This window comes from Pelagibacterium lentulum (assembly GCF_003992625.1).
GTDB lineage: Bacteria > Pseudomonadota > Alphaproteobacteria > Rhizobiales > Devosiaceae > Pelagibacterium > Pelagibacterium lentulum.
In genome coordinates this window covers 148,137-172,968 of the sequence record NZ_RZMW01000032.1, presented here as the reverse complement: position 1 = coordinate 172,968, position 24,832 = coordinate 148,137, and the positions used below count along the sequence as shown (strand labels likewise).

23 protein-coding genes and 1 pseudogene are annotated in these 24,832 nt (G+C 58.8%); 12 read left to right on the top strand and 12 right to left on the bottom strand.

Annotated features, from left to right (window positions below; translation table 11 throughout):
* Positions 1-749: 749 nt before the first annotated feature.
* From tdh to putA, 3 genes are all read right to left on the bottom strand, one after another.
* Positions 750-1,784 carry an L-threonine 3-dehydrogenase gene (gene tdh, locus EO133_RS09570; RefSeq protein WP_127072420.1) on the bottom strand — a complete coding sequence of 345 codons (1,035 nt, stop codon included), beginning with the start codon at positions 1,782-1,784 and terminating at the stop codon, positions 750-752.
* Positions 1,784-2,974 carry a glycine C-acetyltransferase gene (locus EO133_RS09565; protein ID WP_127072419.1) on the bottom strand — a complete coding sequence of 397 codons (1,191 nt, stop codon included), beginning with the start codon at positions 2,972-2,974 and terminating at the stop codon, positions 1,784-1,786. The genes tdh and EO133_RS09565 overlap by 1 nt, the downstream gene beginning before the upstream one ends.
* 77 nt (positions 2,975-3,051) lie before the next feature.
* Entirely contained in the window at positions 3,052-6,750 is a 3,699-nt protein-coding gene (putA, locus tag EO133_RS09560; RefSeq protein ID WP_127072432.1) for a trifunctional transcriptional regulator/proline dehydrogenase/L-glutamate gamma-semialdehyde dehydrogenase, read from the bottom strand.
* A 179-nt stretch (positions 6,751-6,929) separates the two neighbouring features.
* Here putA and EO133_RS09555 point away from each other — a divergent pair, with 179 nt between their 5' ends.
* The gene (locus EO133_RS09555; protein WP_127072418.1) at positions 6,930-7,391 is read left to right on the top strand and encodes an Lrp/AsnC ligand binding domain-containing protein; all 462 of its coding nucleotides are present in this window, start codon (positions 6,930-6,932) and stop codon (positions 7,389-7,391) included.
* Here the strand turns inward: EO133_RS09555 and EO133_RS09550 are convergent.
* Positions 7,388-8,728 carry a dihydroorotase gene (locus EO133_RS09550; protein WP_127072417.1) on the bottom strand — a complete coding sequence of 447 codons (1,341 nt, stop codon included), beginning with the start codon at positions 8,726-8,728 and terminating at the stop codon, positions 7,388-7,390. The two genes, EO133_RS09555 and EO133_RS09550, sit on opposite strands and share 4 nt — an antisense overlap.
* A gap of 76 nt (positions 8,729-8,804) precedes the next feature.
* On the opposite strand from EO133_RS09550, the gene ygfZ reads away from it, so the two are divergent.
* The 3 genes from ygfZ to EO133_RS09535 all read left to right on the top strand — a co-directional run bounded on the left by ygfZ (position 8,805) and on the right by EO133_RS09535 (position 11,031).
* Positions 8,805-9,635: a CAF17-like 4Fe-4S cluster assembly/insertion protein YgfZ gene (gene ygfZ / locus EO133_RS09545; RefSeq protein WP_127072416.1), complete on the top strand. Its 831-nt coding sequence runs from the start codon at positions 8,805-8,807 to the stop codon at positions 9,633-9,635.
* Positions 9,636-9,656: 21 nt separating this feature from the next.
* Complete coding sequence (locus tag EO133_RS09540; RefSeq protein WP_127072415.1) at positions 9,657-10,262, top strand: HD domain-containing protein; 606 nt, start codon at positions 9,657-9,659, stop codon at positions 10,260-10,262.
* Between the two features lie 220 nt (positions 10,263-10,482).
* On the top strand, positions 10,483-11,031 hold the full coding sequence (locus tag EO133_RS09535; RefSeq protein ID WP_164734958.1) for a hypothetical protein: 549 nt from the start codon (positions 10,483-10,485) through the stop codon (positions 11,029-11,031).
* Here EO133_RS09535 and EO133_RS20530 read toward each other — a convergent pair.
* Positions 11,021-11,488, bottom strand: a pseudogene (locus tag EO133_RS20530) (cell wall hydrolase); the annotation flags it as partial. The gene EO133_RS09535 and the pseudogene EO133_RS20530 sit on opposite strands and share 11 nt — an antisense overlap.
* A gap of 849 nt (positions 11,489-12,337) precedes the next feature.
* Positions 12,338-14,596: a putative PEP-binding protein gene (locus tag EO133_RS09525; RefSeq protein WP_164734957.1), complete on the bottom strand. Its 2,259-nt coding sequence runs from the start codon at positions 14,594-14,596 to the stop codon at positions 12,338-12,340.
* A 149-nt stretch (positions 14,597-14,745) separates the two neighbouring features.
* Here EO133_RS09525 and ispH point away from each other — a divergent pair, with 149 nt between their 5' ends.
* Positions 14,746-15,726 (top strand): 4-hydroxy-3-methylbut-2-enyl diphosphate reductase, encoded by a 981-nt coding sequence (gene ispH / locus EO133_RS09520; protein ID WP_127072411.1) that lies wholly within the window; start codon positions 14,746-14,748, stop codon positions 15,724-15,726.
* Positions 15,723-16,178 carry a ribonuclease HI gene (gene rnhA / locus EO133_RS09515; RefSeq protein ID WP_127072410.1) on the top strand — a complete coding sequence of 152 codons (456 nt, stop codon included), beginning with the start codon at positions 15,723-15,725 and terminating at the stop codon, positions 16,176-16,178. Before ispH ends, rnhA begins: the two co-directional genes overlap by 4 nt.
* A gap of 19 nt (positions 16,179-16,197) precedes the next feature.
* Here the strand turns inward: rnhA and EO133_RS09510 are convergent, their stop codons facing one another.
* From EO133_RS09510 to EO133_RS09500, 3 genes are all read right to left on the bottom strand, one after another.
* The gene (locus tag EO133_RS09510) at positions 16,198-16,701 is read right to left on the bottom strand and encodes an SRPBCC family protein (RefSeq protein ID WP_206513493.1); all 504 of its coding nucleotides are present in this window, start codon (positions 16,699-16,701) and stop codon (positions 16,198-16,200) included.
* Between the two features lie 145 nt (positions 16,702-16,846).
* Complete coding sequence (glyS, locus tag EO133_RS09505) at positions 16,847-18,883, bottom strand: glycine--tRNA ligase subunit beta (protein ID WP_127072409.1); 2,037 nt, start codon at positions 18,881-18,883, stop codon at positions 16,847-16,849.
* A gap of 270 nt (positions 18,884-19,153) precedes the next feature.
* Positions 19,154-19,861: a glutathione S-transferase family protein gene (locus tag EO133_RS09500; protein WP_127072408.1), complete on the bottom strand. Its 708-nt coding sequence runs from the start codon at positions 19,859-19,861 to the stop codon at positions 19,154-19,156.
* A 108-nt stretch (positions 19,862-19,969) separates the two neighbouring features.
* Between EO133_RS09500 and EO133_RS09495 the strand changes: the two genes are divergently transcribed.
* Genes EO133_RS09495 through EO133_RS09485 form a run of 3 tightly spaced genes read left to right on the top strand, consistent with a single transcriptional unit; the run spans position 19,970 to position 21,179 of the window.
* Entirely contained in the window at positions 19,970-20,326 is a 357-nt protein-coding gene (locus EO133_RS09495; protein ID WP_127072407.1) for a winged helix-turn-helix transcriptional regulator, read from the top strand.
* Complete coding sequence (locus EO133_RS09490; protein WP_127072406.1) at positions 20,323-20,757, top strand: GNAT family N-acetyltransferase; 435 nt, start codon at positions 20,323-20,325, stop codon at positions 20,755-20,757. The genes EO133_RS09495 and EO133_RS09490 overlap by 4 nt, the downstream gene beginning before the upstream one ends.
* Positions 20,758-20,771: 14 nt before the next feature.
* On the top strand, positions 20,772-21,179 hold the full coding sequence (locus tag EO133_RS09485) for a VOC family protein (protein WP_127072405.1): 408 nt from the start codon (positions 20,772-20,774) through the stop codon (positions 21,177-21,179).
* Here EO133_RS09485 and EO133_RS09480 read toward each other — a convergent pair.
* Positions 21,173-22,192, bottom strand: a complete 1,020-nt coding sequence (locus EO133_RS09480) for a polyprenyl synthetase family protein (RefSeq protein WP_127072404.1) — start codon at positions 22,190-22,192, stop codon at positions 21,173-21,175. The genes EO133_RS09485 and EO133_RS09480 overlap by 7 nt on opposite strands.
* A 93-nt stretch (positions 22,193-22,285) precedes the next feature.
* Between EO133_RS09480 and EO133_RS09475 the strand changes: the two genes are divergently transcribed.
* From EO133_RS09475 to EO133_RS09465, 3 genes are read left to right on the top strand one after another with little or no spacing between them, the layout of a single operon-like run.
* Positions 22,286-23,089, top strand: a complete 804-nt coding sequence (locus EO133_RS09475) for a tRNA1(Val) (adenine(37)-N6)-methyltransferase (protein WP_164734956.1) — start codon at positions 22,286-22,288, stop codon at positions 23,087-23,089.
* A gap of 35 nt (positions 23,090-23,124) precedes the next feature.
* On the top strand, positions 23,125-24,003 hold the full coding sequence (locus EO133_RS09470; RefSeq protein WP_127072402.1) for a S49 family peptidase: 879 nt from the start codon (positions 23,125-23,127) through the stop codon (positions 24,001-24,003).
* A gap of 1 nt (position 24,004) precedes the next feature.
* On the top strand, positions 24,005-24,229 hold the full coding sequence (locus EO133_RS09465) for a hypothetical protein (RefSeq protein WP_127072401.1): 225 nt from the start codon (positions 24,005-24,007) through the stop codon (positions 24,227-24,229).
* A 10-nt stretch (positions 24,230-24,239) separates the two neighbouring features.
* Here EO133_RS09465 and EO133_RS09460 read toward each other — a convergent pair whose 3' ends face one another.
* Both EO133_RS09460 and EO133_RS09455 read right to left on the bottom strand, forming a co-directional pair.
* A complete protein-coding gene (locus tag EO133_RS09460; protein ID WP_127072400.1) occupies positions 24,240-24,506 on the bottom strand; it encodes a Txe/YoeB family addiction module toxin in 267 nt (88 codons plus the stop codon).
* On the bottom strand, positions 24,503-24,757 hold the full coding sequence (locus tag EO133_RS09455; RefSeq protein ID WP_127072399.1) for a type II toxin-antitoxin system Phd/YefM family antitoxin: 255 nt from the start codon (positions 24,755-24,757) through the stop codon (positions 24,503-24,505). The genes EO133_RS09460 and EO133_RS09455 overlap by 4 nt, the downstream gene beginning before the upstream one ends.
* Between the last annotated feature and the right edge of the window lie 75 nt (positions 24,758-24,832).

Here is a 24,832-nt window from a genome sequence, read left to right as displayed (position 1 = left end):
ATAGCTCCATCCTTCTCCCCTTGAGGGACTTCGAGGTGGTTGCGCAGCAATCAATCGTGCCGGTGGCACGATTGAAACCGAAGAAGGTGCCCCGAAGGGGCGGATTAGGGGTCTCTTTGCAGGCTCACATTTGCCCCCTCACCCGGCGCATTCGCGCCACCCTCTCCCTCAAGGGGAGAGGGGAAACCGAGGCTGGCGCAAGCGGTGGTGAAAGGCCGATAGCGGCGCGCATACCATGCCCCGGATCAGGTCCGGGGCAGAGATGGTGGAGGGAGACGATGGTGCGCTAGTCGAGAAGCCCTACAACACCAACCTATCCGATCTCGCCCGCGGGCTTGACCCGCGGGTCTGTGCCCAAGCAAGCGCCGCAAAGAGAGAGCCCCGGGTCGAGCCCGCGGACGATAACGGAGGTGATGGGGCAGGACGTGAGACGCCGAGCTCCTCAACTTTACCTCGTCGGTACGGGCAATTCCAAAATCATCACGCGCTTAAGGCACCCAACACCAACCTATCCGGTTTCGCCCGCGGGCTTGACCCGCGGGTCTGTGCCCCAAGCAAGCGCCGCAAAGAGAGAGCCCCGGGTCGAGCCCGCGGACGAAGACGAAGGCGGGCGCGGTTGGTGACTTTGGCCCGCTCACTGCTCTCGAACCGCAAAACCGCTACGCACTTTTGCTGAGGGCGCTCAATCTTTCATTGTCGCGCTCTCGAACCGAAAAACCGCTACGCACTTTTGCTGAGGGCGCTCCTATTCACCACTCCAGCACAATCTTGCCGGCCCCGCCCTGAATGGCGCTTTTGAAAGCGGTATCGAAATCCCGCGCGGCAAAGCGGTTGGTGATCACGGGGCGAATGTCGAGGCCGGACTGGAGCATGGCGAGCATCTTGTGCCAGGTCTCGAACATTTCCCGGCCATAGATGCCTTTGATCGTAATCATCTTGAGAACCATCTTGGCAAAATCATATTCAAACGGCTTTGCAGGAAGGCCAAGCATGGCAATTTTGCCGCCCATGACCAGTTGATCGGTGAGCGTTGCCATGGCCGCCGGCGCGCCGCTCATTTCAAAGCCGACATCGAAGCCTTCCTTCATGCCAAGACTTTCGGCGACGGCGCGGAGGTCTTCCGATGTGTTGACGGTGACCACCGAGGGTTCGGTTTTCCTGGCCAGTTCGAGCCGGTGATCGTTGGGATCTGTGATGACGACGTGACGCGCGCCCACATGCTTTGCGACCGCCGCGCTCATGATGCCGATGGGGCCGGCGCCGGTGATGAGCACATCCTCCCCGACAAGATCGAAGGCGAGTGCCGTGTGGACGGCATTGCCCAAGGGATCGAGGATCGCAGCGAGTTCGTCGTCAACTGCATCGGGCAGCGGCACGATGTTGAAGGCGGGGATTTTGACATATTCGGCAAAGGCGCCCGGCAGGTTGACGCCAACGCCCTTGGTTTCCGGATCGAGATGAAACCGCCCTGCCCGGCTGGCCCGGCTTTTGAAGCCGATGACATGGCCTTCGCCCGACACACGTTGACCGACCTTGAGATGGGTTACATTGGTGCCGAGTTCGGCAATGGTGCCGGAATATTCATGGCCAACGGTCATGGGCACCGGTACGGCGCCCTGCGCCCATTGATCCCATTTATAGATATGCAGATCAGTGCCGCAGATGCCGGTTTTAGCGACTTTGACCAGCACGTCGTCGGGACCGATTTGCGGCACCGGCACGTCCTGCATCCACAGGCCCGGTTCGGATTTTGCCTTGACGAGAGCTTTCATGGTGCGGGTCATCAGATAACTCCAAGGTCCTTGCCAGCGCCGATAAAGGCATCGATGGCGAAGTCGATATTTTCATCGGTTAGCCCAGCGGACATCTGGGTGCGGATGCGCGCCTTGCCTTTTGGCACAACAGGAAACGAGAATGCCGAGACGAGAACGCCACGATCCTGCAGGGCCTTTGCCATACCCTGCGCCTTTACGGCATCATAGAGCATGACGGGGATGATCGGGGTTTCACCGGGCACCAGATCGAAGCCGGCTTCGGCGAGTGCGGCGCGGAAACGGGCAGTGTGGCTTGCAAGCAGCGCACGGCGATCGTCGGCCTTTTCAGCGATTTCAATGGCCTTAATGGCGCCTGCGGCAACCGATGGCGGCAAGGCGTTGGAAAAGAGGTATGGCCTTGCACGCTGGCGCAGAATGTCGATCACAGGCTGTGGGCCTGCGATAAAGCCGCCCATTGCACCGCCTAGCGTCTTGCCGAACGTGCCCGAGATGATGTCGACCCGATTACCGGCGCCGGTAAGGTGGGGCGTGCCCTTGCCCTTTTCGCCCAGATGGCCGGTGGCGTGGCATTCATCTATCATCACCACCGCTTTGTAGCGCTGGGCCAGGTCGCAGATTTCGGGCAGTTTGGCGATGTAGCCGTCCATCGAGAAAACGCCATCGGTAACGATGAGCTTGAAGCGGGCGCCGTCGTCCTCGGCGGCCTTGAGCTGGAGCTCGAGATCGTCCATGTCGGATGTGTGGAAGCGGTAGCGCCGGGCCTTGGAAAGCCGCACGCCGTCGATGATCGAGGCGTGGTTAAGCGTATCGGAAATCACCGCATCGTCGGGCCCGAGCAGGGTTTCAAAAATGCCGCCATTGGCGTCAAAGCAAGAGCCGAAAAGGATGGCGTCATCCTTTTCGAGATAGCGGGCGACAGTTGTTTCGAGTTGCTTGTGCAGTTCATGTGTGCCGCAGATGAAGCGGACAGAAGCCATGCCCGAGCCGTATTTCTCAAGCGCGGCGATGCTGGCCTCGACCACCTGCGGGTCATCGGCCAGCCCGAGATAATTGTTGGCGCACAGATTGACCATATCGCGCCCTGCGACCGTGACTGTGCCCATTTGAGCCGAACCGATCACCGTCTCGGACTTAAAAAGACCATCGGCTTTGATCTGCTCGAGTTCGGCCGAGAGGTGTTGGGCCAAGCCATCCATCATGTGCATTACTCCTTCTGGCAGATCAGCAATACGATTGCGGTCGCCAAGTCAATGATGTCATTTGGACATTTCAACGATCAGGCAAGCGCCATGAGCGAGGCATTGCCACCGGCTGCGGCGGTGTTGACGCTGGTTGCGACTTCATCGACCAACAGATCGACGGCAAAGACTGCAATGCCGGAAGCAAGATCTTCTGCTGACGCGCCCTGAACATTGATAACCGGGCCACGCCACCGGGCCGCCTGCGCGCAGGCATTGGCAATCGTTTCGGCGTCGCCTTCGACAAGGATGGCCTGCACCGCGCCTTGTGGCGTTTCCTCTTTAGCTGCGCTTACCCGCAAGGCCACTTCCGGCGGTAGGCTGTTGAGGACCGAACCGAGGATCGGATCGGTCTGGACGCGCGCATTGTTGCCTGCCGCGAGTGCGGCTGAGATGCCGTGTACCAACCCGGTCATGGATATGGCCTTTACCAGCACCGTTCCCTTGGCGCGAGTCATGTAGGTATTGCGCTCACCGACAGGGCCCGGCAACTCCACAAAGGCGTTGATGGCCGGATGGGTGCCGTAATCGAGTGCGGCCCGCGCAAGATCGGCATATCCCTTTTCCTCGACCCATTGGAAGAACGCAGCAAGGGTCGGGCCAGCCTGCCGTGCCGGAAGACCGGGAACGTTCTGGTCTGTTGTGGACACAAGGCGGCGCAGATAAAGCGGCCCGCCAGCCTTGGGGCCAGAACCGGACAGACCATGCCCGCCGAATGGCTGCACGCCAACAACGGCGCCGATCTGATTGCGGTTGATATAGATATTGCCGACCTCGATCTTCGAGGTCACTTCGGCAATGGTCGTGTCAATGCGGGTGTGCAGGCCAAAAGTGAGGCCATAGCCAAGCGCATTGATCTTTTCGATCATGGCATCAAGGGCGTTGCGCTTGAACCGGACGACATGCAGGACCGGACCGAAAACTTCCTCGCCAAGCTCGGAAATATCGGACAGCTCTATGATTGTCGGCGGAACGAAAGTGCCGTGCGCGCAATGGGGGGGCAGTTCGAGCTGGGTGATGGCATGGCCTTTCCCGGCCATTTGCGCGATGTAGTTTTCGATATTGGTTTTGGCTTCCCCGGTGATGACCGGCCCAATGTCGGTCGCGATTCGATCGGGATTGCCGATCCTGAGTTCGGCCATGGCGCCCTTGAGCATTTCCATGGTGCGCTCGGCCGCTTCATCCTGAAGGCAAAGCAGGCGAAGGGCGGAGCAGCGCTGACCAGCGCTGTCGAAGGCGGACGCGAGAACGTCGATCACCACCTGTTCGGTGAGGGCCGAACTGTCAACAACCAGCGCGTTCTGGCCGCCGGTTTCGGCAATCAACGGGATGGGCCGTCCGTTGGGCAGCAAGCGTTCGGACAACTGCTTCTGGATGAGCCTTGCCACTTGAGTCGATCCGGTGAACATCACGCCGGAAACCGCCGGATGCGCGACAAGGGCCGCGCCGACCTTGCCATCGCCAGGCATAAGCTGGAGAACATCTGTTGGCACGCCCGCTTCATGGAACAGTGCCACCGCTGCCTGCGCGATCAGCGGGGTTTCTTCTGCCGGTTTGGCGATGACGCAATTGCCCGCGACCAACGCCGCCGACAATTGGCCGGTGAAAATTGCCACAGGGAAATTCCACGGCGAAATACAGACTACGGTTCCCAGCGGCTGGTGTGTCCGATTGTCGAAGGTGGTTTCAACCTGACGTCCATAATAGCGCAGGAAGTCGATGGCTTCGCGCACTTCGGCAATGGCGTTAGCCGCCGTTTTGCCTGCCTCGCGCATGGCAAGGCCCATGAAGGTCTCGAAACGCTCCTGCATCTTGTCGGCGACCGCATAGAGCAATTGCGCGCGCTCGGCTGGCGCTTTTGTTGCCCAGCCCGTATGCGCCTGCCCTGCCCGCACAAAGGCATTGGCGATCTGTTGGTCTGAGGCGACCAGCATCTGCCCGACTACATCGCGGTGATCGGCAGGGTTTTTGATTTCGACAGTCTCGGCAGCGCTTTCGTCGCTCGCTGTCGGTAGAGCCTGCCAGTCACGCTCAAGCGTTGCGTCGAGCGCAGCCTTGAGATGGGCCAGTTGATGCTCGTTGGACAGGTCGATTCCAGCCGAGTTCTGCCGCTCTGCCCCCAGAATGTCCTTCGGCAACGCGATTTGCGGATGGGGAGCACCAAGCGGCGAGATTTCCGATGCCAGCTTTACCGGATCGGCAATCAATCGCTCGATAGCGACCTTTTCATCGGCAATCTGATTAACGAAGGACGAGTTAGCTCCGTTTTCGAGAAGCCGGCGCACAAGGTAGGCAAGCAGCGTTTCGTGAGTACCAACGGGCGCATAGATGCGGCAGGGCCGGTTCAGCTTGTCCTTGCCCACGACCTGCTCATAGAGCGGTTCGCCCATACCGTGCAGGCATTGAAACTCGTAATCGCCAATCTTGAATTCGGGACCAGCCAGCTCATAAACGGTCGCCATGGTCTGCGCGTTATGGGTGGCAAATTGGGGGAAAATGACATCCTTGGCGGCCAGCAGTTTGCGCGCGCAGGCGATGTAACTGACGTCGGAATGGACTTTGCGGGTAAAGACCGGGAAATCTTCAAGCCCGTCGACCTGGGCACGCTTGATTTCGGTGTCCCAATAGGCCCCCTTGACCAGCCGCACCATGATGCGATGGCCCGAGCGCCGGGCAAGGTCGATGATCCAGTCGAGAACGAAGGGGCAGCGCTTGGAATAGGCCTGAACTACAAAGCCTATACCATCCCAGCCATCAAATGCGGGATCGAGCGCCAGAGCCTCGAGAAGATCGAGCGAGAGTTCGAGGCGATCCATTTCCTCGGCGTCGATATTAAGGCCGATGTCGTAGCCTTTTGCCAGTGCTGCCAGTTCCTTTAAGCGCGGCAGAAGTTCGTTCATCACGCGATCGTACTGGGCGCGGAAATAACGCGGGTGCAGCGCGGAAAGTTTGATCGAGATACCTGCGCCGGTATAGATACCCCTGCCTTTTGCCTGTTCACCGATGGCATGGATGGCGTTGGCATATTCATCGAAATAGCGCTGTGCGTCATGGGCGGTGGTGGCCGCCTCGCCCAACATGTCATAGGAATAGGCAAAGCCCCTGGCCTCGTGTCTTTTACCGTTGCGCAGCGCTTCCTTAATGGTCTGACCCGAAACAAACTGCTCGCCCAGCATCTTCATGGCCATCTTGACCCCGGCACGGATGACCGGTTCACCGGAGCGCGCAACCAGTTGCGACAAGGCGCTGGACAGGCCCTTTTCATCGACGGGCGTGACGAGCTTGCCGGTAACGACGAGGCCCCAGGTGGCGGCATTTACAAACATCGAGCGATCCAGCCCTAAATGAGCCTGCCAATTGCCCGGCGCGATCTTGTCGGCAATCAGCAGATCGCGCGTTTCATTGTCGGGAGTGCGTAGCAACGCTTCGGCAAGGCACATAAGCGCAATGCCTTCCTGGGAGGACAGTGCATATTCGTGGATCAGACCATCGACGCCACCGCCCGGCCCTTTGGCGCGGATAGCGCGGACGGCTTTTCCAGCAATGGCGGCAATGTTTTGCGCTTGTGCTTCTGTTACCGTTGCCGCCTGAATGAGCGGGGGCACACAGACAGTTTCAGGAAGATGATAGGCGTTGGTGATGGCGGCCCGCAAAGGGCCATCCGCCCGCTCCCGCCCGGAAAAGCCAGCGAAGGGCCGCCTGATCTCTGCCGACACTTGCCGGTCACTATCGGTCATTGCCTTTACCGTTTTAACCACACCCATAACTATCTCCCTTTGACCGCAGCATGTCCATGTCGGGGGCGAACTCGCCGTCGTCCAACTGCTCCGAAATTATATGGAACATTCCGAATTTCCATTGCTGCTTTGGCTGAAGTCACGTAGCTTTTACGAAATTTTGTATCGGAGGCGTTAAATTGACGGATCTGGATCGACTTGACCGGCGCATATTGAACGAATTGCAACTGGACGGGCGCATCACCAATGCCGAACTGGCGGCAAGGGTGGGCATGGCCCCTACATCAATGAGCGACCGGTTGCGCCGCTTGCAGCGTCAGGGATTCATTGCCGGTTTTGGTGCGCGCATAGACCCGCACAAGGTAGGGCTCGATCTTTTGGTGCTGGTGGAGGTCTCTCTGGACAAGACGACGCCGGACGCTTTCGACAAGTTCTCAAAGGCGGTGCGCAAGGTGCCCGAAATTCTTGAATGCCACATGGTAGCGGGCGGGTTCGATTACCTGCTGAAAGCCCGGCTCAAGGACATGACGCGCTATCGCTCGTTTCTGGGCGACGTACTGCTCAATATGCCGGGGGTGCGCGAAACGCGCACCTATCCGGTGATCGAAGAAGTGAAATCGGACGGGCCGCTGCCGATTTAATCGGCCTGCGGCTCAAGGGTCTCGGCAAAGCGGATCGGCTGGCCCTGGGCGGGCGTTACCAGTTCGCCATCCCACATGACCTTGTTGCCGCGGATGACGGTTCCGATGGGCCAGCCGGTAACAGAGACGCCATCATAAGGGGTCCACCCAGCCTTTGAGGCGATCCACGCGTTGGCAATGGTTTCCTTGCGACCCAGATCGACAATCGTGAGATCGGCATCGTAGCCGACTGCAATCCGGCCTTTGCAAGCCAGATTGAACAGGCGCTGCGGGCCATGGCTCGTCATGTCGACAAAGCGCTGCAGGCTCAGGCGTCCCGCGTTGACGTGATCAAGCATAATCGGCACGAGCGTTTGCACGCCCGTCATGCCAGAGGGTGACGCGGGGTAAGGCTTGTCCTTTTCCTCGCGCAAATGCGGCGCATGATCGGAGCCTAAAATATCGGCAACGCCATTGGCAACGCCCTGCCAGATGCCTTCGCGGTGTTCGGCATCGCGCACGGGCGGGTTCATCTGAACGTAGGTGCCAAGGCGATCATAGGCGGTTTCGTCCAGCGTGAGGTGATGCGGGGTCACTTCAACGGAGGCGACGTCCTTGTGATCGGCAAGAAAGACGATCTCTTCCTTGGTGGAAATGTGCAGCACGTGAATGCGCTTGCCGGTCTTGCGGGCAAGGCGCACGAGCCGCTGGGTGCATTGGAGCGCAGCCTGCGGGTCGCGCCAGACCGGATGAGAGGACGGGTCGCCTTCAACGCGCAGGTTCTTGCGCTCCTCAAGCCGGAATTCATCTTCGGAATGAAAGGCGGCGCGGCGCGAAATGGCCGAGAGGATCGCTTCCACCCCATCGTCATCGGCAACGAGCAAGGAGCCCGTCGACGATCCCATGAAGACCTTTACCCCGGCACAGCCCGGCAGGCGCTCAAGTGCGGGAAGTTCGGCGACGTTGTCTTTGGTGCCGCCGATATAGAAGGCGAAATCGCAGTGCATGCGGTTTGTCGCGCGGGCGATTTTGTCTTCAAAGGTTTCGCGCGTGATGGTGAGCGGACTGGTGTTGGGCATTTCAAAAACGCCGGTAACACCGCCCATGACGGCCGCCCGCGAGCCGGATTCGAGATCTTCCTTGTGGTCGAGGCCAGGTTCGCGGAAATGCACCTGCGTATCGATGACACCGGGCAGGATGGTAAGCCCGGTGCAGTCGATCCGTTCATCGGCGCTATCGTGCATGAGGGCGCCGATTGCGGCGATGCGGCCCTTGATGATGCCGATATCGGCACCACCTATGCCATCGTGATTGACCAGAGTGCCACCGCTATAGATCGTATCGAAATGGCGACTCATGGCATATCTCCCGTAATCGGTTTGGTTGCTGCCGGGTTTAGCGGATTGCGGATGGCAAAAACAAGGGTATTGGGAAATGGGAATTGAATTGCGTGCCGATCGTGTCGCCTTCCGCATCAGCGGACCGGACGCAACGCATCTGCTCCATGATGTCTTGACGCCGCCGGTTAAGGAAGAGGCCGATCTGACGCGCTGGTTTGCGTTGCTCACACCGCAAGGCAAAATCATCGCCGAGGGGCTTATCGGCTGGGCCGGAGACGCCTATTGGCTCGATGTGCATAAGAGCGTGGCTGAAGCCTTTTTCAAGCGCATGAAGATGTATCGGCTGCGCGCCAAGGTCGAAATCGAAATGCTCAATGAAAGTCACAGGGTTGGCTGGAGCGCGATACAAACCGAAACCGGAATTTGCCACAAGGACCCGCGCGCAAACGAGATGGGGTTCCGAATTATCGCAGCGGCGGAAATCGCAGCGGACTGGGCCGAGGGTACTGGACAGGCCGGAGCACGGATTGCTGCCGGCATTGCTGAACTGGGGCCGGACTTTCCTACCGAAGATGCTTTTCCGCACGATCTGGGGATGGACCAGCGTGACGCGATCGACTTCAAGAAAGGCTGTTATGTTGGCCAGGAAGTTGTGTCCCGGATGCAGCATCGCGGCACCGCGCGCCGTCGCCCGGCCATTGTATCGGGACTGCCTGAAAATCTGGACAGCCAGACACTGACCGTTGATGGGAAATCGGTCGGCACGTTCGGTCAGGTTGTTGCCGGACAGGCGGTTGCCATTGTTAGAATCGACAAGATCGATGACCCCGAAAATGTAGTGGCCGGCGACACGCCCGTCACGCTTGCCCTGCCCGAATGGGCGCGTTACGCTTTCGGTTCGCCGGGCGGCGATTCTGACGACTAACAAACCTGAACCGGGGGCAATATGGCACGCGCATCAACCCGCGCCTGGCAGCGTATGTTGTCAGGCCGCAGGCTCGACCTTCTCGACCCGTCGCCGCTCGATGTCGAGCTTTCCGATATTGCCCACGGGCTTGCACGGGTTGCACGCTGGAACGGCCAGACACGCGGCGATTACGCCTTTTCGGTGGCGCAGCATTCGGTGCTGGTTCTCGATATCGCCTGTATGCTGGAGCCAACGCTCGACGACAAGGGCCAGCTTTATGCGCTGCTCCACGATGCGCCTGAATATGTGATGGGCGACATCATCTCCCCGTTCAAGGCGGCGATGGGCGGCAATTACAAGGACGTCGAAGCCCGGCTGCTCGGCGCGATCCATGTGCGGTTCGGTCTTGCAGCCATTCCGCCTGCCGCCATCAAGAAACTGATCAAGCGCGCCGACCGCGAGGCAGCCTTTTTTGAAGCGGTGAACCTGGCTGGGTTCGGGGCCGATGAGGCGCGCAAGATTTTCGGCGAGCCAACACTGGCAGGGTTCGACCTACCCGGCTTTGAGCGTCTGATCCGGCCCTGGCCGACCCAGGAGGCCCATGAGCAGTTCATGTCCGTCTTTGACAGTTTATCCGTGCAATAAATTCTCACTCAGCAGACCTTTTCCAAGGCCACCGCGCGCAAAGCCGGTGGCTTTTTTTCATTGCGCGACACGCATTGGGCGCAACTGCTAACAAATTGAAATATATGCAATTTTATGAAATTTTTAGATATTAACCATGGGGCAAAAAGGCCTTTGCGTTAACGGATCGGAAAGGTTGATAAAGTGTTAACGCCACACGGAGCAATTGTGAGTTCGGATCATGCCGGGACGCCGCCAACCGCCAACAATGTCACGGATTTCACCGCTTATTCGGCTTTCGGTTGCGTTCGGCCTTTTTTGTCTGGCGGCCATTGGCGCCAGTCAGGCGCGAGCGGATGGCTTTCTTCCCAGCTTTGGCGCGGCACCGCTTTCAACGCTCGTGAAGTTCGACGATCGCCGATATGAGGTGACAGCGGCGGATTGGGTATCGCTCGATCCAATCACGTCGTCGACGGTGCGCAAGGTTGGCTATGGCAGGGTCACGGAGGTGAACATCGCGACCACCTCCACGGGCACTTACTCAAGCGACGGCATGGTTTCGCCCCATGTGCTCTATCCGGGCATAGAGGTGGACGAGCTGCCGCCGACATGGTTCGCGTTCCCGCTGGGCGTTATCCGCAACTATGACGGGATGGGACCGGCCGGCGTCTCAATGATGCATATTTCGCGCCGCCCATCGGGCGGGTACAGCTACACGCAAATCCGTCCGACCGGCGTTCGATCCTGCATTACCGGCGGCAGTTTTATCGCCTGCAACGTCACCCGTTAGAACTTGTCCAGTCGCCTTCTACCGAGCCGAAGCGCCAGCCTGGCTTGAAGCGATAGAAGATATGCATGCCAATCTGGGTGAGCCGATCCATGTTTCGCGCCCAGGCTGGACGGACATAGGTGGCGTGATAATGGGTCGCATCGGCCACTTCGGTCAGATAAATCTCGCCATTCAATACTGTCTGGGTGATTTCCTGGGCGCGCGCCCAAGCGGCGACTTCCGGCGTCCGGTTCACGTTGGTTTTGCCGTCACAGGCAAATGAGAATTGGCAGGCGTTGCGCCGATGCTGGTTCTGATAGACCACGCCGCAAATGGTGTTGGGATAGTTCTGATGCTCGACGCGGTTCATGATGACCTGAGCGACCGCGACCTGCCCGCGATAGCTCTCGCCCCGCGCCTCAAAATAGATGCCGGTTGCCAGACACCATTGTTCGCGTTCGGAATATTGATGCTGGGGGGTAAAGTCGGTCTCGGGTGTATTGGCCCGCGCATAGGCAAGTGTATCGGGAACCGATGCCGGACGCGGGATCGATGGATCGGCATCGGGGGCAGAAAGCGCGTCGATAGCGCGCAGGCCTTCCACTCCTGCAAAGTTCGTATTGACCGACGCAACCGAAATGCGCGGACCATCTTCCGCGCCCCCGGATGCCGCATCCGCAACCATCACGTCAGACTGCATCGTTGTCAGCGGATCGCCGTTGGCGCGGCGCTCGGCGATAGACAGGCGCACAGCGTCAAAGGATTGGGCGAATGTCACAATGTCGGTTTCGGGACGCGCACGACCGGTTTTATCGGTGCGATTCGGACCGGAGAATATTGGGGCGTCAAACAGGCTGCTCACCGATCCGGTAATGACGGGCTCATTGGCCTCAAAATGCAGAGCAGCTATCGGCACAGCAGGAATTTCGCTTGCCGGATCGAGCGCTCTATAACCGCCCGTCTCGCCGACCAGCGCAGCCCAGGCGCAGACACTTAAGGTCAGCCCGGCCATTGCCCGTGCAAGAACAGTCGATGCGCGGCCCTTGCGGGACCGCACCGGATGGGACCGGTACGCCATACTCTACGCCAACTCTACACTTCACACATCATGCGGCACACTCTCTCAGGCCCCAGATACTCAGAGCCTGCAAAGGCGGATCGATGCATGTATCTGTCTCAAATCGACACAAGCATGATCAAATGCCATCGATTTGGATGATCGGTCATTAGGGTTAGCAAGCGGTAAACATCAGCAAAATGGCGGACAAGAGTTCGCATTCAGGCGCTGAAGGGATTAATTTGGGGCCGTAAATTGGCCTTGTATCATTCAAGATTGAGCAAGCACCATGCGTGCCACGGGCACACGATAAGGCGAGCAACTCACATAATCGATGTCAAGGCCCGCGAAAAAGCGCAGCGATGTGGGGTCGCCTGCGTGCTCACCGCATATGCCGACTTTCAGGTGCGGATTGACCGCCCTGCCCCGTTCGATTGCCAGGGCAATCAGTTCACCAACGCCACGCTGGTCGATGGTGACAAAGGGATCGACATCGTAAAGCGCCTTGCGATGGTATGAGGCAAGGAAGGCTGGAGCATCGTCGCGCGAAATGCCATAGGTCGTTTGCGTGAGATCGTTTGTGCCGAACGAGAAGAAATCCACTTCCTTTGCGATGTCTCCGGCGCGAAGACAGGCCCTTGGCAACTCGATCATCGTGCCGAAGGCGACATTTGCTCCGCGCTGAAAAATCTCGGCATTGCCGATATATTCGTTCACCCGCGACTTGACCCAGGACACTTCACGCGCCGAGGTCACAAAGGGCACCATGATCTCAAGGTTAACCGGCAAATCCTGATTATCCATCGCCGTTTCGACACCGGCGACGAGTGCCCGGATCTGCATGGCGAGAATTTCCGGATAGGTAATGACAAGGCGGCATCCGCGGTGGCCGAGCATCGGATTGACCTCGCTGAGCCGTTGCAGCCGCGCCTTGAGCGCCTTTACCGACAGGCCGAGCGAAGCGGCCGTATCTTCTATGTCTTCATCGCTGCGCGGCAAAAACTCATGCAGTGGCGGATCGAACAGGCGCACATTGACCGGCTTGTTCTGCATTGTCGCAAACAGCGCCGCATAGTCTGCCGCCTGATAGTCCACAAGCCCCTCCAGCGCAGTCGCGCGGTCATGCTCATTTTCCGAGAGGATGAGGCGACGCAGCGCAATCATGCGTTCGGCGGAGAAAAACATGTGCTCGGAGCGCGCGAGCCCGATGCCCTCAGCGCCGAAACTCAATGCCGTGCGCGCCGCTTCTATGGTTTCCGCATTGGTCCTTACGGCAATAGTGCGGCTATCGTCGGCCCAGTCGAGCAAGCGGGAGAGTGCGCCGCCGATATGTGGACGCGAAAGAGCAAGCGCGCCCTCATAGATCAGCCCTTCATTGCCATCGATGGTTATGCGCTCACCGGCGGCAAATTTGCGATCACCGATCTTGCAGACGCCATTGACCGGATCGATCTGAAGCGAGCGCAGTGCAGCAACGCAGGGCTTGCCGGTAATGCGCGCGACGACCGCCGCATGGCTGGTCATGCCGCCGCGGGCGGTGACAAAGCCCGTCGCTGCCTTCATGCCCTCGATATCGCCCGGACCTGTTTCCATGACAACGAGTATGCAGTGGCGCCCACGCGCCCGGCAGCGCGCGGCATCCTCTGCGGTAAAAACGATCTCACCGCTTGCAGCGCCTGGCGAAACGCCAAGACCAACGCCGACCGGTTCGGCATCGGAGCGCGTGGCCAGTCGCGGGTGCAGCAATTGCGGCAATTGTGTTGAATCGAAGTGTTTTACGGCCTGTGCAGGCGTCCAGATTTTGCGCTCGACCCGATCAACCGCGGCTTCGAGTTGGGCGCCTGCGCTGACTTCGACTGGCCGCGCGGAGAGAAACTGCGCTTCATTGGGCTTGATGGCTACGAGCACCGCCATGTGCTGACCCGAAACGGCGTCGAGGGTTTCGATGAGTGGCTCTATATCGGGCAATCGAGGCAGTTTGGCGCCCTGCATCGGCACCGGCCCAAAACCGCCGGTCACAAGATTGCGCGACAAAAACTGCTCGATTGTTCCATCTGCCATCGCTTGTACGATGACCAGTTCGTTGCGGCGGCGCTCAATCTCGGCATCACCGGCCCAACCGGCATTTTCGGGGCCGTAGGATGCAAAGGCTGCCTGAATGGCCTTGCCCATCGGGCGCTGGGGATCGACAGCATCCATCTCCTTGCCTGGCGCCGCCAGCCCGACGCGGGCCGATTGCAGGCCGGCAATATGCTTGTTGGCCGAGGTGCGCACCACGAGTTCAGGCGGGGTCGTGCCCGGTTTGACCAGCTTGAAGAGCGTTGCGACCCAGACGCGACGCAAGGTATCGCCGCCATTGCTACGCTCTTGCTGCAACTCTTCCCACGCCGCACGCGTAATGACGATTGTGGGCGCGACTGGCAAGCCACGTTCGGCGACAGCATGTATCCACCGGGCCTTGCCCACGAGCAGGCTCGCCTGAGCCTTGCTGAGCAATGGCTTGCCCTGTGCAGGCGCAATCGCAAACATGAGCCGGGAAGCCGCCACGAAATAAAGTCCCAATTGATTCAACGCCCATATTGCCCATGCTAGTGCCATACGGCAACAGGGCTTTCACTGCGCCTTTGGTCACATGAACATGGCTTGACTTGGGCACGATGAAACAGCATGTGATGGACATGACCGACAAGCCCAAACTCGATATCCTGCTTTGCGCCCCGCGTGGATTTTGCGCCGGGGTGGATCGTGCCATTCAGATCGTCGATCTAGCGCTCAAGAAATATGGCGCGCCGGTCTATGTGCGCCATGAGATCGTGCATAACAAATATGTGGTGGACGGGCTGCGCGCCAAGGGCGCTGTTTTCGTTGAAGAACTGGACGAAATTCCAGAAAAGGATATTGACGCCCCGGTGATCTTTTCCGCTCACGGGGTTGCCCGGTCCGTGCCAGCCGAAGCCAAGGCGCGCAACATGTTCTATCTCGATGCCACCTGCCCGCTTGTCACCAAGGTGCATGTGGAAGCCCAGCGTCATGCCGAGGATGGCCGGGACATCGTTCTGATCGGGCATAAGGGGCATCCCGAAGTTATCGGCACGATGGGCCAGTTGCCGCCGGGCAAGATCAGCCTTGTGGAGACCGTCGACGATGCCGAGGCGTTCACGCCGCGCGATCCCAACAATCTGGCGCTCGTGACCCAGACAACGCTTTCGGTGGACGATACAAGCGCCATCGTTCTGGTGCTCAAGAGCCGGTTCCCTTCCATTGCCGTGCCCCATAAGGAAGACATCTGCTACGCCACCACCAACCGGCAGGAAGCAGTCAAGAAGGTCGCGCCGCAAGTTGACGCCATGATCGTTGTCGGGGCGCCCAATTCTTCCAATTCCATGCGTCTCGTGGAAGTCGGGGAACGTGCGGGCTGCAAGGTTTCAGTGCTGGTGCAGCGCGCCAAAGATATTGACTGGACGCTTTTCGAGGGCATCTCTTCGCTCGGCATTTCCGCCGGTGCTTCGGCGCCTGAGGCATTGGTGGAAGAAGTGATCGACGCTTTTGCCGCGCGATTTGAGGTGAATGTGGAAATCGCCGTGACCGCAGAAGAAAATATCGCCTTCAACATTCCGCGCATTCTGCGCGAACTCGAGGTGGCGTCGGGACACGCATGAGCCAAAACGTCATCATCCATACGGACGGGGCCTGCTCGGGCAATCCCGGCCCCGGCGGTTGGGGCGCAGTGCTGCAATATGGCGGTACTGTCAAGGAACTCAAAGGCGGCGCCGCGCTGACGACCAATAACCAGATGGAGCTTACGGCCGCAATCGAAGCACTCAATGCGCTCAAGCGCCCGTGCAAGGTGGAGCTTTATACCGACAGTCAGTACGTGAAAAACGGCATTGGTGGCTGGCTATTTGGCTGGAAGAAGAACGGCTGGAAAACCGCCGCCAAAAAGCCGGTCAAGAATGTCGAGCTTTGGCAGGCGCTCGATGAGGCCGTCAAGCGCCATGACATCTCATGGCACTGGGTCAAGGGCCATGCGGGCGACGAACTCAATGAGCGCGCCGACCGGCTGGCTAACGAGGGCATGGCGCCTTTCAAGAGCAACGGGAAGGCCAAGTGAAGCCTGCCCGCGCCTTTGTTTATTTCGCCAGTTTCTCTGAAATGAACTTTTCCATTCGATCGTAGCTCTGGTTCATGCCATCGGCCATACCGCTGGCAAGCGCGCCGTCACGGACGTTGGAATTGGCAAAGCGGATGGTGGTGGTCAGCGTGGTCTTGCCGTCCTTTTCGACCAGGCTCAAGGTGTTGAGCGCTTCACCATCGGGACCATCGACCGCGCCGGGAAAGCCGTACATGCGCTCGGTGTTTACGATGTATTCGGGCGCTTTGATCTCGCGATACTGGCCTCGCGCTCCGAACTGGTTGTCGGCATCGTTCTCGCGCCAGACAAAGTGATAGCCACCGCCTACGCGCAGGTCGATTTCGCAGACCGGCATATGCCAGCCATCGGGCCCAAGCATCCAGGACTGCACATATTCAGGCACGGTGTGGCATTTGAAAATCAGATCGGCAGGGGCCGCGAAAACGCGCGTGACCACGATATCGCGATCATTGGGTGTTTCGACCTTAACGGGTGCAGGCACGATAGAGCCCCTTTCATAACCAATGCATTTAATAACTATATAGCTATAAACAGATTGACCAAGTGTCAAGCGGGCAAAAAACCCCGGCGAGAACGCCGGGGCGGGAAATCTACCAACATTTTGCAGGGCTGGAGAGAATGGCGCCCTACCCTGCGACCTTACCGAAATCGGCAACAAGGTGCATGGTGTCGCGCAGCCGGGCCAGAAGGTTCAGGCGATTGGTGCGAATGGCCGGGTCATCGTCATTGACCAGAACCTTTTCAAAGAAGGCATCGACCGGCTCCCGCAAAGAGGCCAGCGAAGCGATAGCGCCAGCGTAATCGTCGGCTTCGAGCCGGGCGGAAACGTCCGTGGCGGCGAGATCGATAGCGGCGGACAGCACCTGCTCTTCAGACAGCGTCAAGGCCGCGTTATCGAGGTCGCCGGTATAGGCCTTGCCGTCTTTTTTCTCCTCGGCGACAAGGATATTGACCGCGCGCTTATAGCCGGCCAGCAGGGCAATGCCGTCTTCGGCTGCAAGCAGGGAGCCGAGGGCGTTCACGCGGTTGACGATCTGCAAAATGTCGTCGCTATCGGCTGAAATCACGGCATCGACAAGATCGTGCCGCGCGCCCGCATCGCGGAGCGAGACTTTCAACCGGTCATGGAAAAAGGAGAGGAGGTCCTTGTCGGAGACGAATTTCCCGAGGCTTAAACGCAAGCCATTATCTGCAATCAACCGGATCACCCCCAGCGCGGCGCGGCGCAGGGCGTAAGGGTCCTTGGAGCCGGTGGGCTTTTCATCGATGGCCCAGAAGCCGGTCAGAATATCGAGCTTGTCGGCCAGGGCGACCGCGATGGAAACCGGATCGGACGGCACGCGGTCGGACGGGCCGAGAGGCTTGTAGTGCTCTTCTATGGCGGCGGCGACTTCGGGCTTTTCGCCTTGGGCCAGTGCGTAATAACGGCCCATCAGCCCTTGCAATTCGGGGAACTCGCCAACCATGCCGGTCGGCAGGTCGGCCTTGGAGAGTTTTGCTGCGCGCTTTGCATCTTCGACATCGGCGCCAACCAGCGGCGCGATTTCGGCGGCCAGCTTCTCGATGCGGGCGACGCGCTCGGCCTGAGTGCCCAGCTTGGCGTGGAAGACCACATTTTCCAGCTTGGGCAGATTATCGGCAAGCGGGGTCGCCAGATCGGATTCATAGAAGAATTTGGCATCGGACAGGCGCGCACGGATCACGCGCTCATTGCCTGCAACGATGGTCTTGCCGTCATCTTCGGCGATGAGGTTGGATGTGAGGATGAACTTATTGGCGAGTTTGCCGGTGGTGCTGTCGCGCAGGCAGAAGCATTTCTGGTTGGCGCGGATGGTGGCAATGATCGCTTCTTCGGGCACCGAGAGAAAAGCCTCATCGAAGCTGCCCATCATCACGACCGGCCATTCGACCAGTCCGGCCACTTCTTCAAGCAGGCCTTCATCCTCGATCAGCTCCAGACCTTGGGCAAAAGCAAGCTGGTTGGCGTCGGAGCGGATGATGTCCTTACGGCGGTCTATATCGAGGACGACATGCGCTTTTTCGAGCGCTTGCACATAATCGTCGAAGCGGCGGACCTTTATGGCCTCAGGCGCCATGAAGCGATGGCCGTAGGTGGTATTGGCGGACGCTATCTCGTCGATTTCAAACGGCACGATCTCGGGTTCTTCGCCGTCCGGGCCAAAGGTCGCCGTGATAGCGCGCAGCGGGCGCACCCATTCCAGCCGCCCGGAACCCCAACGCATGGGCTTGCCCCATGGGAAGGATTTGACCGCGCCGGGAAGCACATCTTTCAAAATATCGATGGCCGGGGCGCCTTTTTTCTCGATCACGGCAACGTAAAAATCGCCCTTTTTCGGGTCCGACTGAATTTTGGCTTGATCGATGCTGTCGAGCCCGGCACCGCGCAGAAAACCATCGATTGCCTGTTGCGGAGCGCCGACCTTAGGGCCTTTGCGTTCCTCGCGCGTATCGGGCGAGCCGGCAGGCAGACCCGTAACGGTCAGCGCGAGGCGGCGCGGGGTCGCAAAAGCACCAGCGCTTTCGTAAACCAGACCGTTTTCAACCAATGCGTTGGTGACGGCTTTTTTGAGATCTTCGGCGGCGCGGCGCTGAAGGCGCGCGGGGATTTCCTCGGAAAACAGTTCAAGCAGCAATTCGGGCATGGTTTTTCAGGCCTTGGAGAGAAAAGGATGCGGGCGGAACGGGTAGCAGGGCCAAACCCAAATGTCTATTGGTGAAGGTTGGGGAGCCTTGTGCCAGCGCACAAGGCTCACGATTTGCGGCTCTCTGGATTCAGTGAACAAGCGCCCGAATGACAGAGAAGGGGCGCTTGGTGCAAGAACAGGGAATGGTGCGCATACCTTACCCAGGCTCAAGGCCGGGGCGACAGTTTGTGTTTTGTGGCACGAGTATGCACATACACCGGTGCTGCTCTACGACTTTCCGAACTTTTCAATGACCTCGGCCAGAGGCAGATGCCCCTTGCAGGCGCCGGACCCTTTTGGCGTTTCGCCTTCTTCCAGTGCCGTGGCGTAAATCACCGCAGGATCGGCTTCGAGCCGTTCGCGCAAGGTGGCAAGCTTTGGCCACCGCGCCTTGTCGGCGACGGCATGGAAATCGAGCCAACGCGCGACGCCGATCAGCACGCCATCGGCGAGCGAGGGCGTTTTGCCGACCAGATAAGGATCATTGCCGATCATGGCTTCAAGCTTATCGTGGCGTTCGAGAACACCCTCCCTGCCCCATTCACGCAAGGCGTTTTGCAGGGGCGGATTTGGCGGGGTCATTTCCATGGCGGCCCAGAGCGGGCTGAAAGCGCCGGTGAACCCGGTATTGATGTAGGCCAAAAGCTGATACATGCGATCGGCCTCGCGCGATTGCGGTTCAAAGCTGATCCGCCGGTCGGTGTCGCGCGCAGCCAGCCAATGGGCGATGGCCATTGTTTCGGTCAGGACGTCACCCTTGTCGGTAATCAATGCAGGTGTTTCAACGCGGGGGTTGAGCCGGGTATAAGCGGGCTCACGCATTTCGCCCATCATATCGACCCGGCACAGGCGATAGGGCTTGCCTAGCCATTCGAGCGCTGCGACAAGGCCCATGGAGCTTCCTGAGGGGAAGCCATATACAAGAATCGGTTCCAATTGTGGTCTCCGTGAAGTGTGGTTTGTTCACGCTGCGCAGCGAGACCGGACCCTAACCTTGCGTGCCGCAAAGTAAATTACGCACTTTTTTGTAACCACGAGAGCGCCATGAAAGACCTTGTTTCCCGCTGTCCCATCGAAGAAGTGATGCAGGTGCTCAGCGGACGCTGGCCGACACTGCTGATCTATTATCTCAAAGAGGGCACCAAGCGATTTTCCGATCTGCGGCGCGACAATCCAACCATTTCCCACAAGATGCTGACGCTGGAGTTGCGCAAGCTGGAAGAGGCGGGAATTGTTGAGCGCACCGAGTTTGAAGGCTATCCCCTGCGTGTTGAATATGATCTGACACCCGCGGGGCACCGACTAGTTCCGCTTATCGATGCGCTCGGAGACTGGTGGGATGCCAATAGCGATATTGCTGGCGGGGAAACGACAGCAGCAGAGGCAGTTAGCGTCAAATGATTATCCGTCCTTATGAACAGACCGATACAGCGCAGCTCGTTTCCATCTGGCGCGCAGCGTCAGAACAGGCGCATTCCTTTTTTGCCAAAGAGCAACTCGACCACAATGAGCAGCTCGTCCGGGATATCTATTTGCCCAAGGCTGAAAACTGGGTGCTTTCGGTTGAAAACGATCCAGTCGGTTTCATCGGGCTTATCGATCATTTCATCGGCGGATTATTTGTCGATCCCATGCGACAGGGCCATGGCTATGGTCGTGCGCTAGTGGACCACGCCGCACAGCTAAAGGGGCGACTTGAGCTGGAGGTCTATAGCCGCAATCAAAGCGCTGTCGGCTTTTATCAAAGGCTGGGTTTTGTCGAGATCAGCCGCAGACCGACCGACGATCACGGCCTGCCGTTTGAACTGATCAAGATGCAGCGGGACGGCTAAGCGGAGGTTCTCCCATGGCACAGGATCTTGCCCATATCGCCATTGTTGTTCGCGATTATGACGAGGCAATCGCCTTTTATGTGGATCAACTCGGCTTTTCGCTGATCGAGGACACGTATCAGCCCGAACAGGACAAGCGCTGGGTTATCGTCAAACCCCAGGGCGATGGGGCGACCTCGCTTCTGCTCGCGCGCGCTTCGGACGCACATCAGGCGCAATATGTAGGCGATCAGGCCGGTGGCCGGGTTTTCCTTTTTCTCAGCACCGACGATTTCTGGCGCGACTATGAAGCCTATCGCGCCAAAGGCATAACGTTCGTGCGTGAGCCGAAGCAAGCTGAATATGGCACTGTCGCCGTTTTCAAGGATCTCTACGGAAACCTATGGGACTTGGTTGAATTTGCCGAGGCAAAGTCTCAATAAGCGCGCGACGTGCAAAATTCAGGCACATCGAACAGAATGTCGCGCTCAAGCGACGGGGCGACGTCTGAAAGCGCCGCACGAGCGGCCTCGGCGTGATGCTCGGCCTTGGCCATTGTCTGCTTGAGCGTCCCGTAGCGATTGAGGATGGCAAGCACGGCCTCAAATGCATCCTGCCCGGCATCGGGTTTTCCCAGAACAGCTTCGATGGTCTTGCGCTCATCGCCGGTCGCACTTTCCAGCGCCAAAATGACGGGCAGCGTCATCTTGCCTTCGCGCAAGTCATCGCCCGTATTCTTACCCAGGACGCCACCTGCCCCGCCATAATCGAGGACGTCATCGACAAGCTGGAAGGCCATGCCCAGTTCGCAGCCATAAGCGGCAAGTGCCTTGCGCGCGAGCGCATCGGCCCCACCTGCCATCGCGCCAACCTCGGTGGCCGCTTCAAAAAGCGTTGCCGTCTTGGCGTGGATGATTTTCGTGTAATCTTCCGGCGTTGTCGAAAGATCGCCGGCCTTGGCAAGCTGGAACACTTCGCCTTCGGCAATGACGGCGGCGGCGCGCGAGAGCACGCCGAGCGCATCGAGATCGCGGCTTTCCACCATCATCAAAAAGGCCTGGCCAAGCAGGAAATCGCCTACCAGAACAGAAGCCTGATTGCCCCAGATGGTGCGGGCGGCGGGACGGCCACGACGCATATCGCTTTCATCGACAACATCGTCATGGAGTAGCGTAGCGTTGTGCATGAATTCAACGGCGGCGGCGAAACGGATTTCGTTGCCATTGGCGCCGCCGAACAGGGCGGCCGACGCAAGCGTCAGCATGGGGCGCAGGCGCTTGCCTCCCGCATCGATCAGGTGATTGGCAATTTCGGGCACCATGTCGACAGGACTGTCCGAGCGCGAAAGAATCAGGCGGTTCACCGCTTCCATCCCGGATTGGGTGGCTGAAATCAGATGATCGATGGTTGCCGAAACATCGGAATCAGCATTGCGCGCCAAATTATCAACCGCCATTGGGGTCCGATCTCCGAAAACGGCATAGTGCCGTTCCAATCAAGTGTCGTCTATGTCTATTGTGCGGGCCGAGAGAAAGAGAGCCGCGCGCCTATGTCGGTAAACCAGACGCCTGCATTTGTAAAACATATCCGCCACACAATTGACGCGTTTCTGGGCGGCAAATTGTCCATCTGCCAGCCGGAAAAAGGATTTCGGGCGGGCGTCGATTCCGTGCTTTTAGGTGCAAGCGTACCGCAAACGGCCCGTTCGCTGCTCGATCTTGGTGCCGGTTCGGGCGTCGCATCGCTCGTTGCCATGACACACAATGCTGATCTTGCTGCCACGCTGGCGGAAATAGAACCGGATATAGCAGCCCTGGCCGAGCATAACATCCGCGAAAACGGGTTTGGCACCCGCAGTCGTGTCGTTACCGTCGATGTAACCGCGGGCGGCGCGGCGCGCAAGGCGGCGGGGATAGAGCCGGACGGCTATGACGTGGTGATTGCCAATCCGCCCTATTTCGACAATGGCACGCTGGCGTCTCAGGCCGATCGGGCGCGCGCGCGTCACATGCAGACAGAAGACCTTGAGCTTTGGGTCAAGGCAGCGGTTTCGAGCGCCGGGGGCAAGGGCGAGATCATTTTCATTCACACGGCCCAGGCTTTGCCAGCGCTAATGGCGGCGTTCGACGGGCGCGTGGGCGATATTGGCATAATGCCCATCGCCCCCCGGCCGGGCATGGCGGCAAGCCGGGTGATTGTAGGTGGGCGCAAGGGATCGCGCGCGCCGATTTCGCTTTACCCACCGCTTGCGCTGCATGGGGAGACGGGGCACGGTTTTGCGCCAGAAGCAAAAGCGCTATTTCTCGGTGAAGCGCGGTTTGACTGGCGAAACGCAACACAAGCACCTAAGTGATACAGTCAATCGAGTATTCCGGAGACGCAAAGACGATGACCGCCGCCCCACCGACCGAGATCAAGGACACGCCCAAGCGCCCCTGGTACAAGAGGCTGTTTCGGGCGTCGGGTCCGACAATTCCCGTGGTGCGGCTTCAGGGCGTGATTTCACAGGATACCAAACCGGGCCGGCTCAATATCGCCTCGGTCAATCCGCTGCTGGAAAAGGCTTTTGCATTCAAGAAAGCGCCGGTGGTGGCGCTGATCGTCAATTCTCCAGGCGGCTCGGCTGTGCAATCGCACCTGATCGCCAAGCGCATCCGCCAGCTTGCCGACGAAAACAAGAAACAGGTTCTGGTTTTCGTTGAAGATGCGGCGGCATCGGGCGGCTATTTCATCGCCACCGCCGGAGACGAAATCATCGCCGATCCCTCCTCGATCGTTGGGTCGATCGGGGTGATCTTTTCAGGGTTCGGCTTTGTCGACGCCATCGAAAAGCTCGGGGTCACGCGCCGTCTCTATACAGCCGGCAAGAACAAATCGACGCTCGACCCGTTTCTTCCCGAGAAGAAAGAGGATGTCGCCCGGATCAAGCAGATGGAACTGGATGTCCATGATGTCTTTATCGGATATGTGAAAGCACGGCGCGCCGAAAAGCTGAAAGTTGCCGACGACGAGCTTTTTACCGGCGAATTCTGGACCGCTCATCGCGGATATGGGATGGGGCTTGTCGATAGCCTTGGCGACATGCACTCCACGTTGAGCGCGCGGTATGGCAAGAATGTACAGGTCAAGCTGATCGCGCAGAAACGTGGGCTGTTTCAGTTGCCGCGGTTCGGGCTTTCAGGCTCTAGCATAATGGAAGCCGATCTTGCGGGAGAGGTCATGGCGAAACTGGAAGACCGCACCTTCTGGTCGCGGCTGGGGCTTTAGCGTGGGATTGCGAACACTCATCTATCTCGCGTTGGCACTTGTAATAGTGTGGGGCTTTCGCACGATCTATCGCGATTGGCGCAAGAAATTTGCCGATGACGACAAGAAGGCCGAAGCTAAGCGCAAGGCTCAATTGGAACACAACCGCAGGGAAGCGAAAAAACCGGGCGTTGTCGAACTCAAGCGCGGAGATGACGGGGTTTATCGACCGGGGGATGAGGAATAGTGCGCGGCACTCAATAATGAAATCTGAGCTGGGCGATTTCCAGCGACTGGCTCTGATTGCTGCCGGAAACCCGATAAACAAAGCGATGCTCTCGCGTTATGCGCCGGGACCACCAGCCGGACAAATCCCCTTTGAGCGGCTCGGGTTTACCGCGCCCTCTGAAAGGGTGGCGACGCGTTTCCTCGATCAATTCGTTGATGCGTTTTAGCCGTTCGGGATCGTTCTCCAGCCAGAAAAGGCAATCCTGCCAAGCCTGGCTCGAGAAAACGAGCTTCACGGCTCGATCAAGTCCTTCGCCTCGCCCTTGCCTTCATCAAGTTCGGTAATCGAGCGCCGCAATGCTGCGGCATTGGCGCGCGTGGAGAGCAAATGCAAGGTCTCATTGATCGAGGACCAATCCTCCAACGACACAACAACAACCGCCTCGCCCTTGCGCCGGGTTACAACGATTTCCTCATGATCGTTTATCGCGCGATCCATGACTTCCTTGAAGTTGGCGCGGGCATCCGTGTAGGTCATAACTGGCATGGGTATGCTCCTTATGCACAAAGATATTGTACAGAATTCTGCACAAGTCAACATTGGCACTGTCTGAGATGGCAG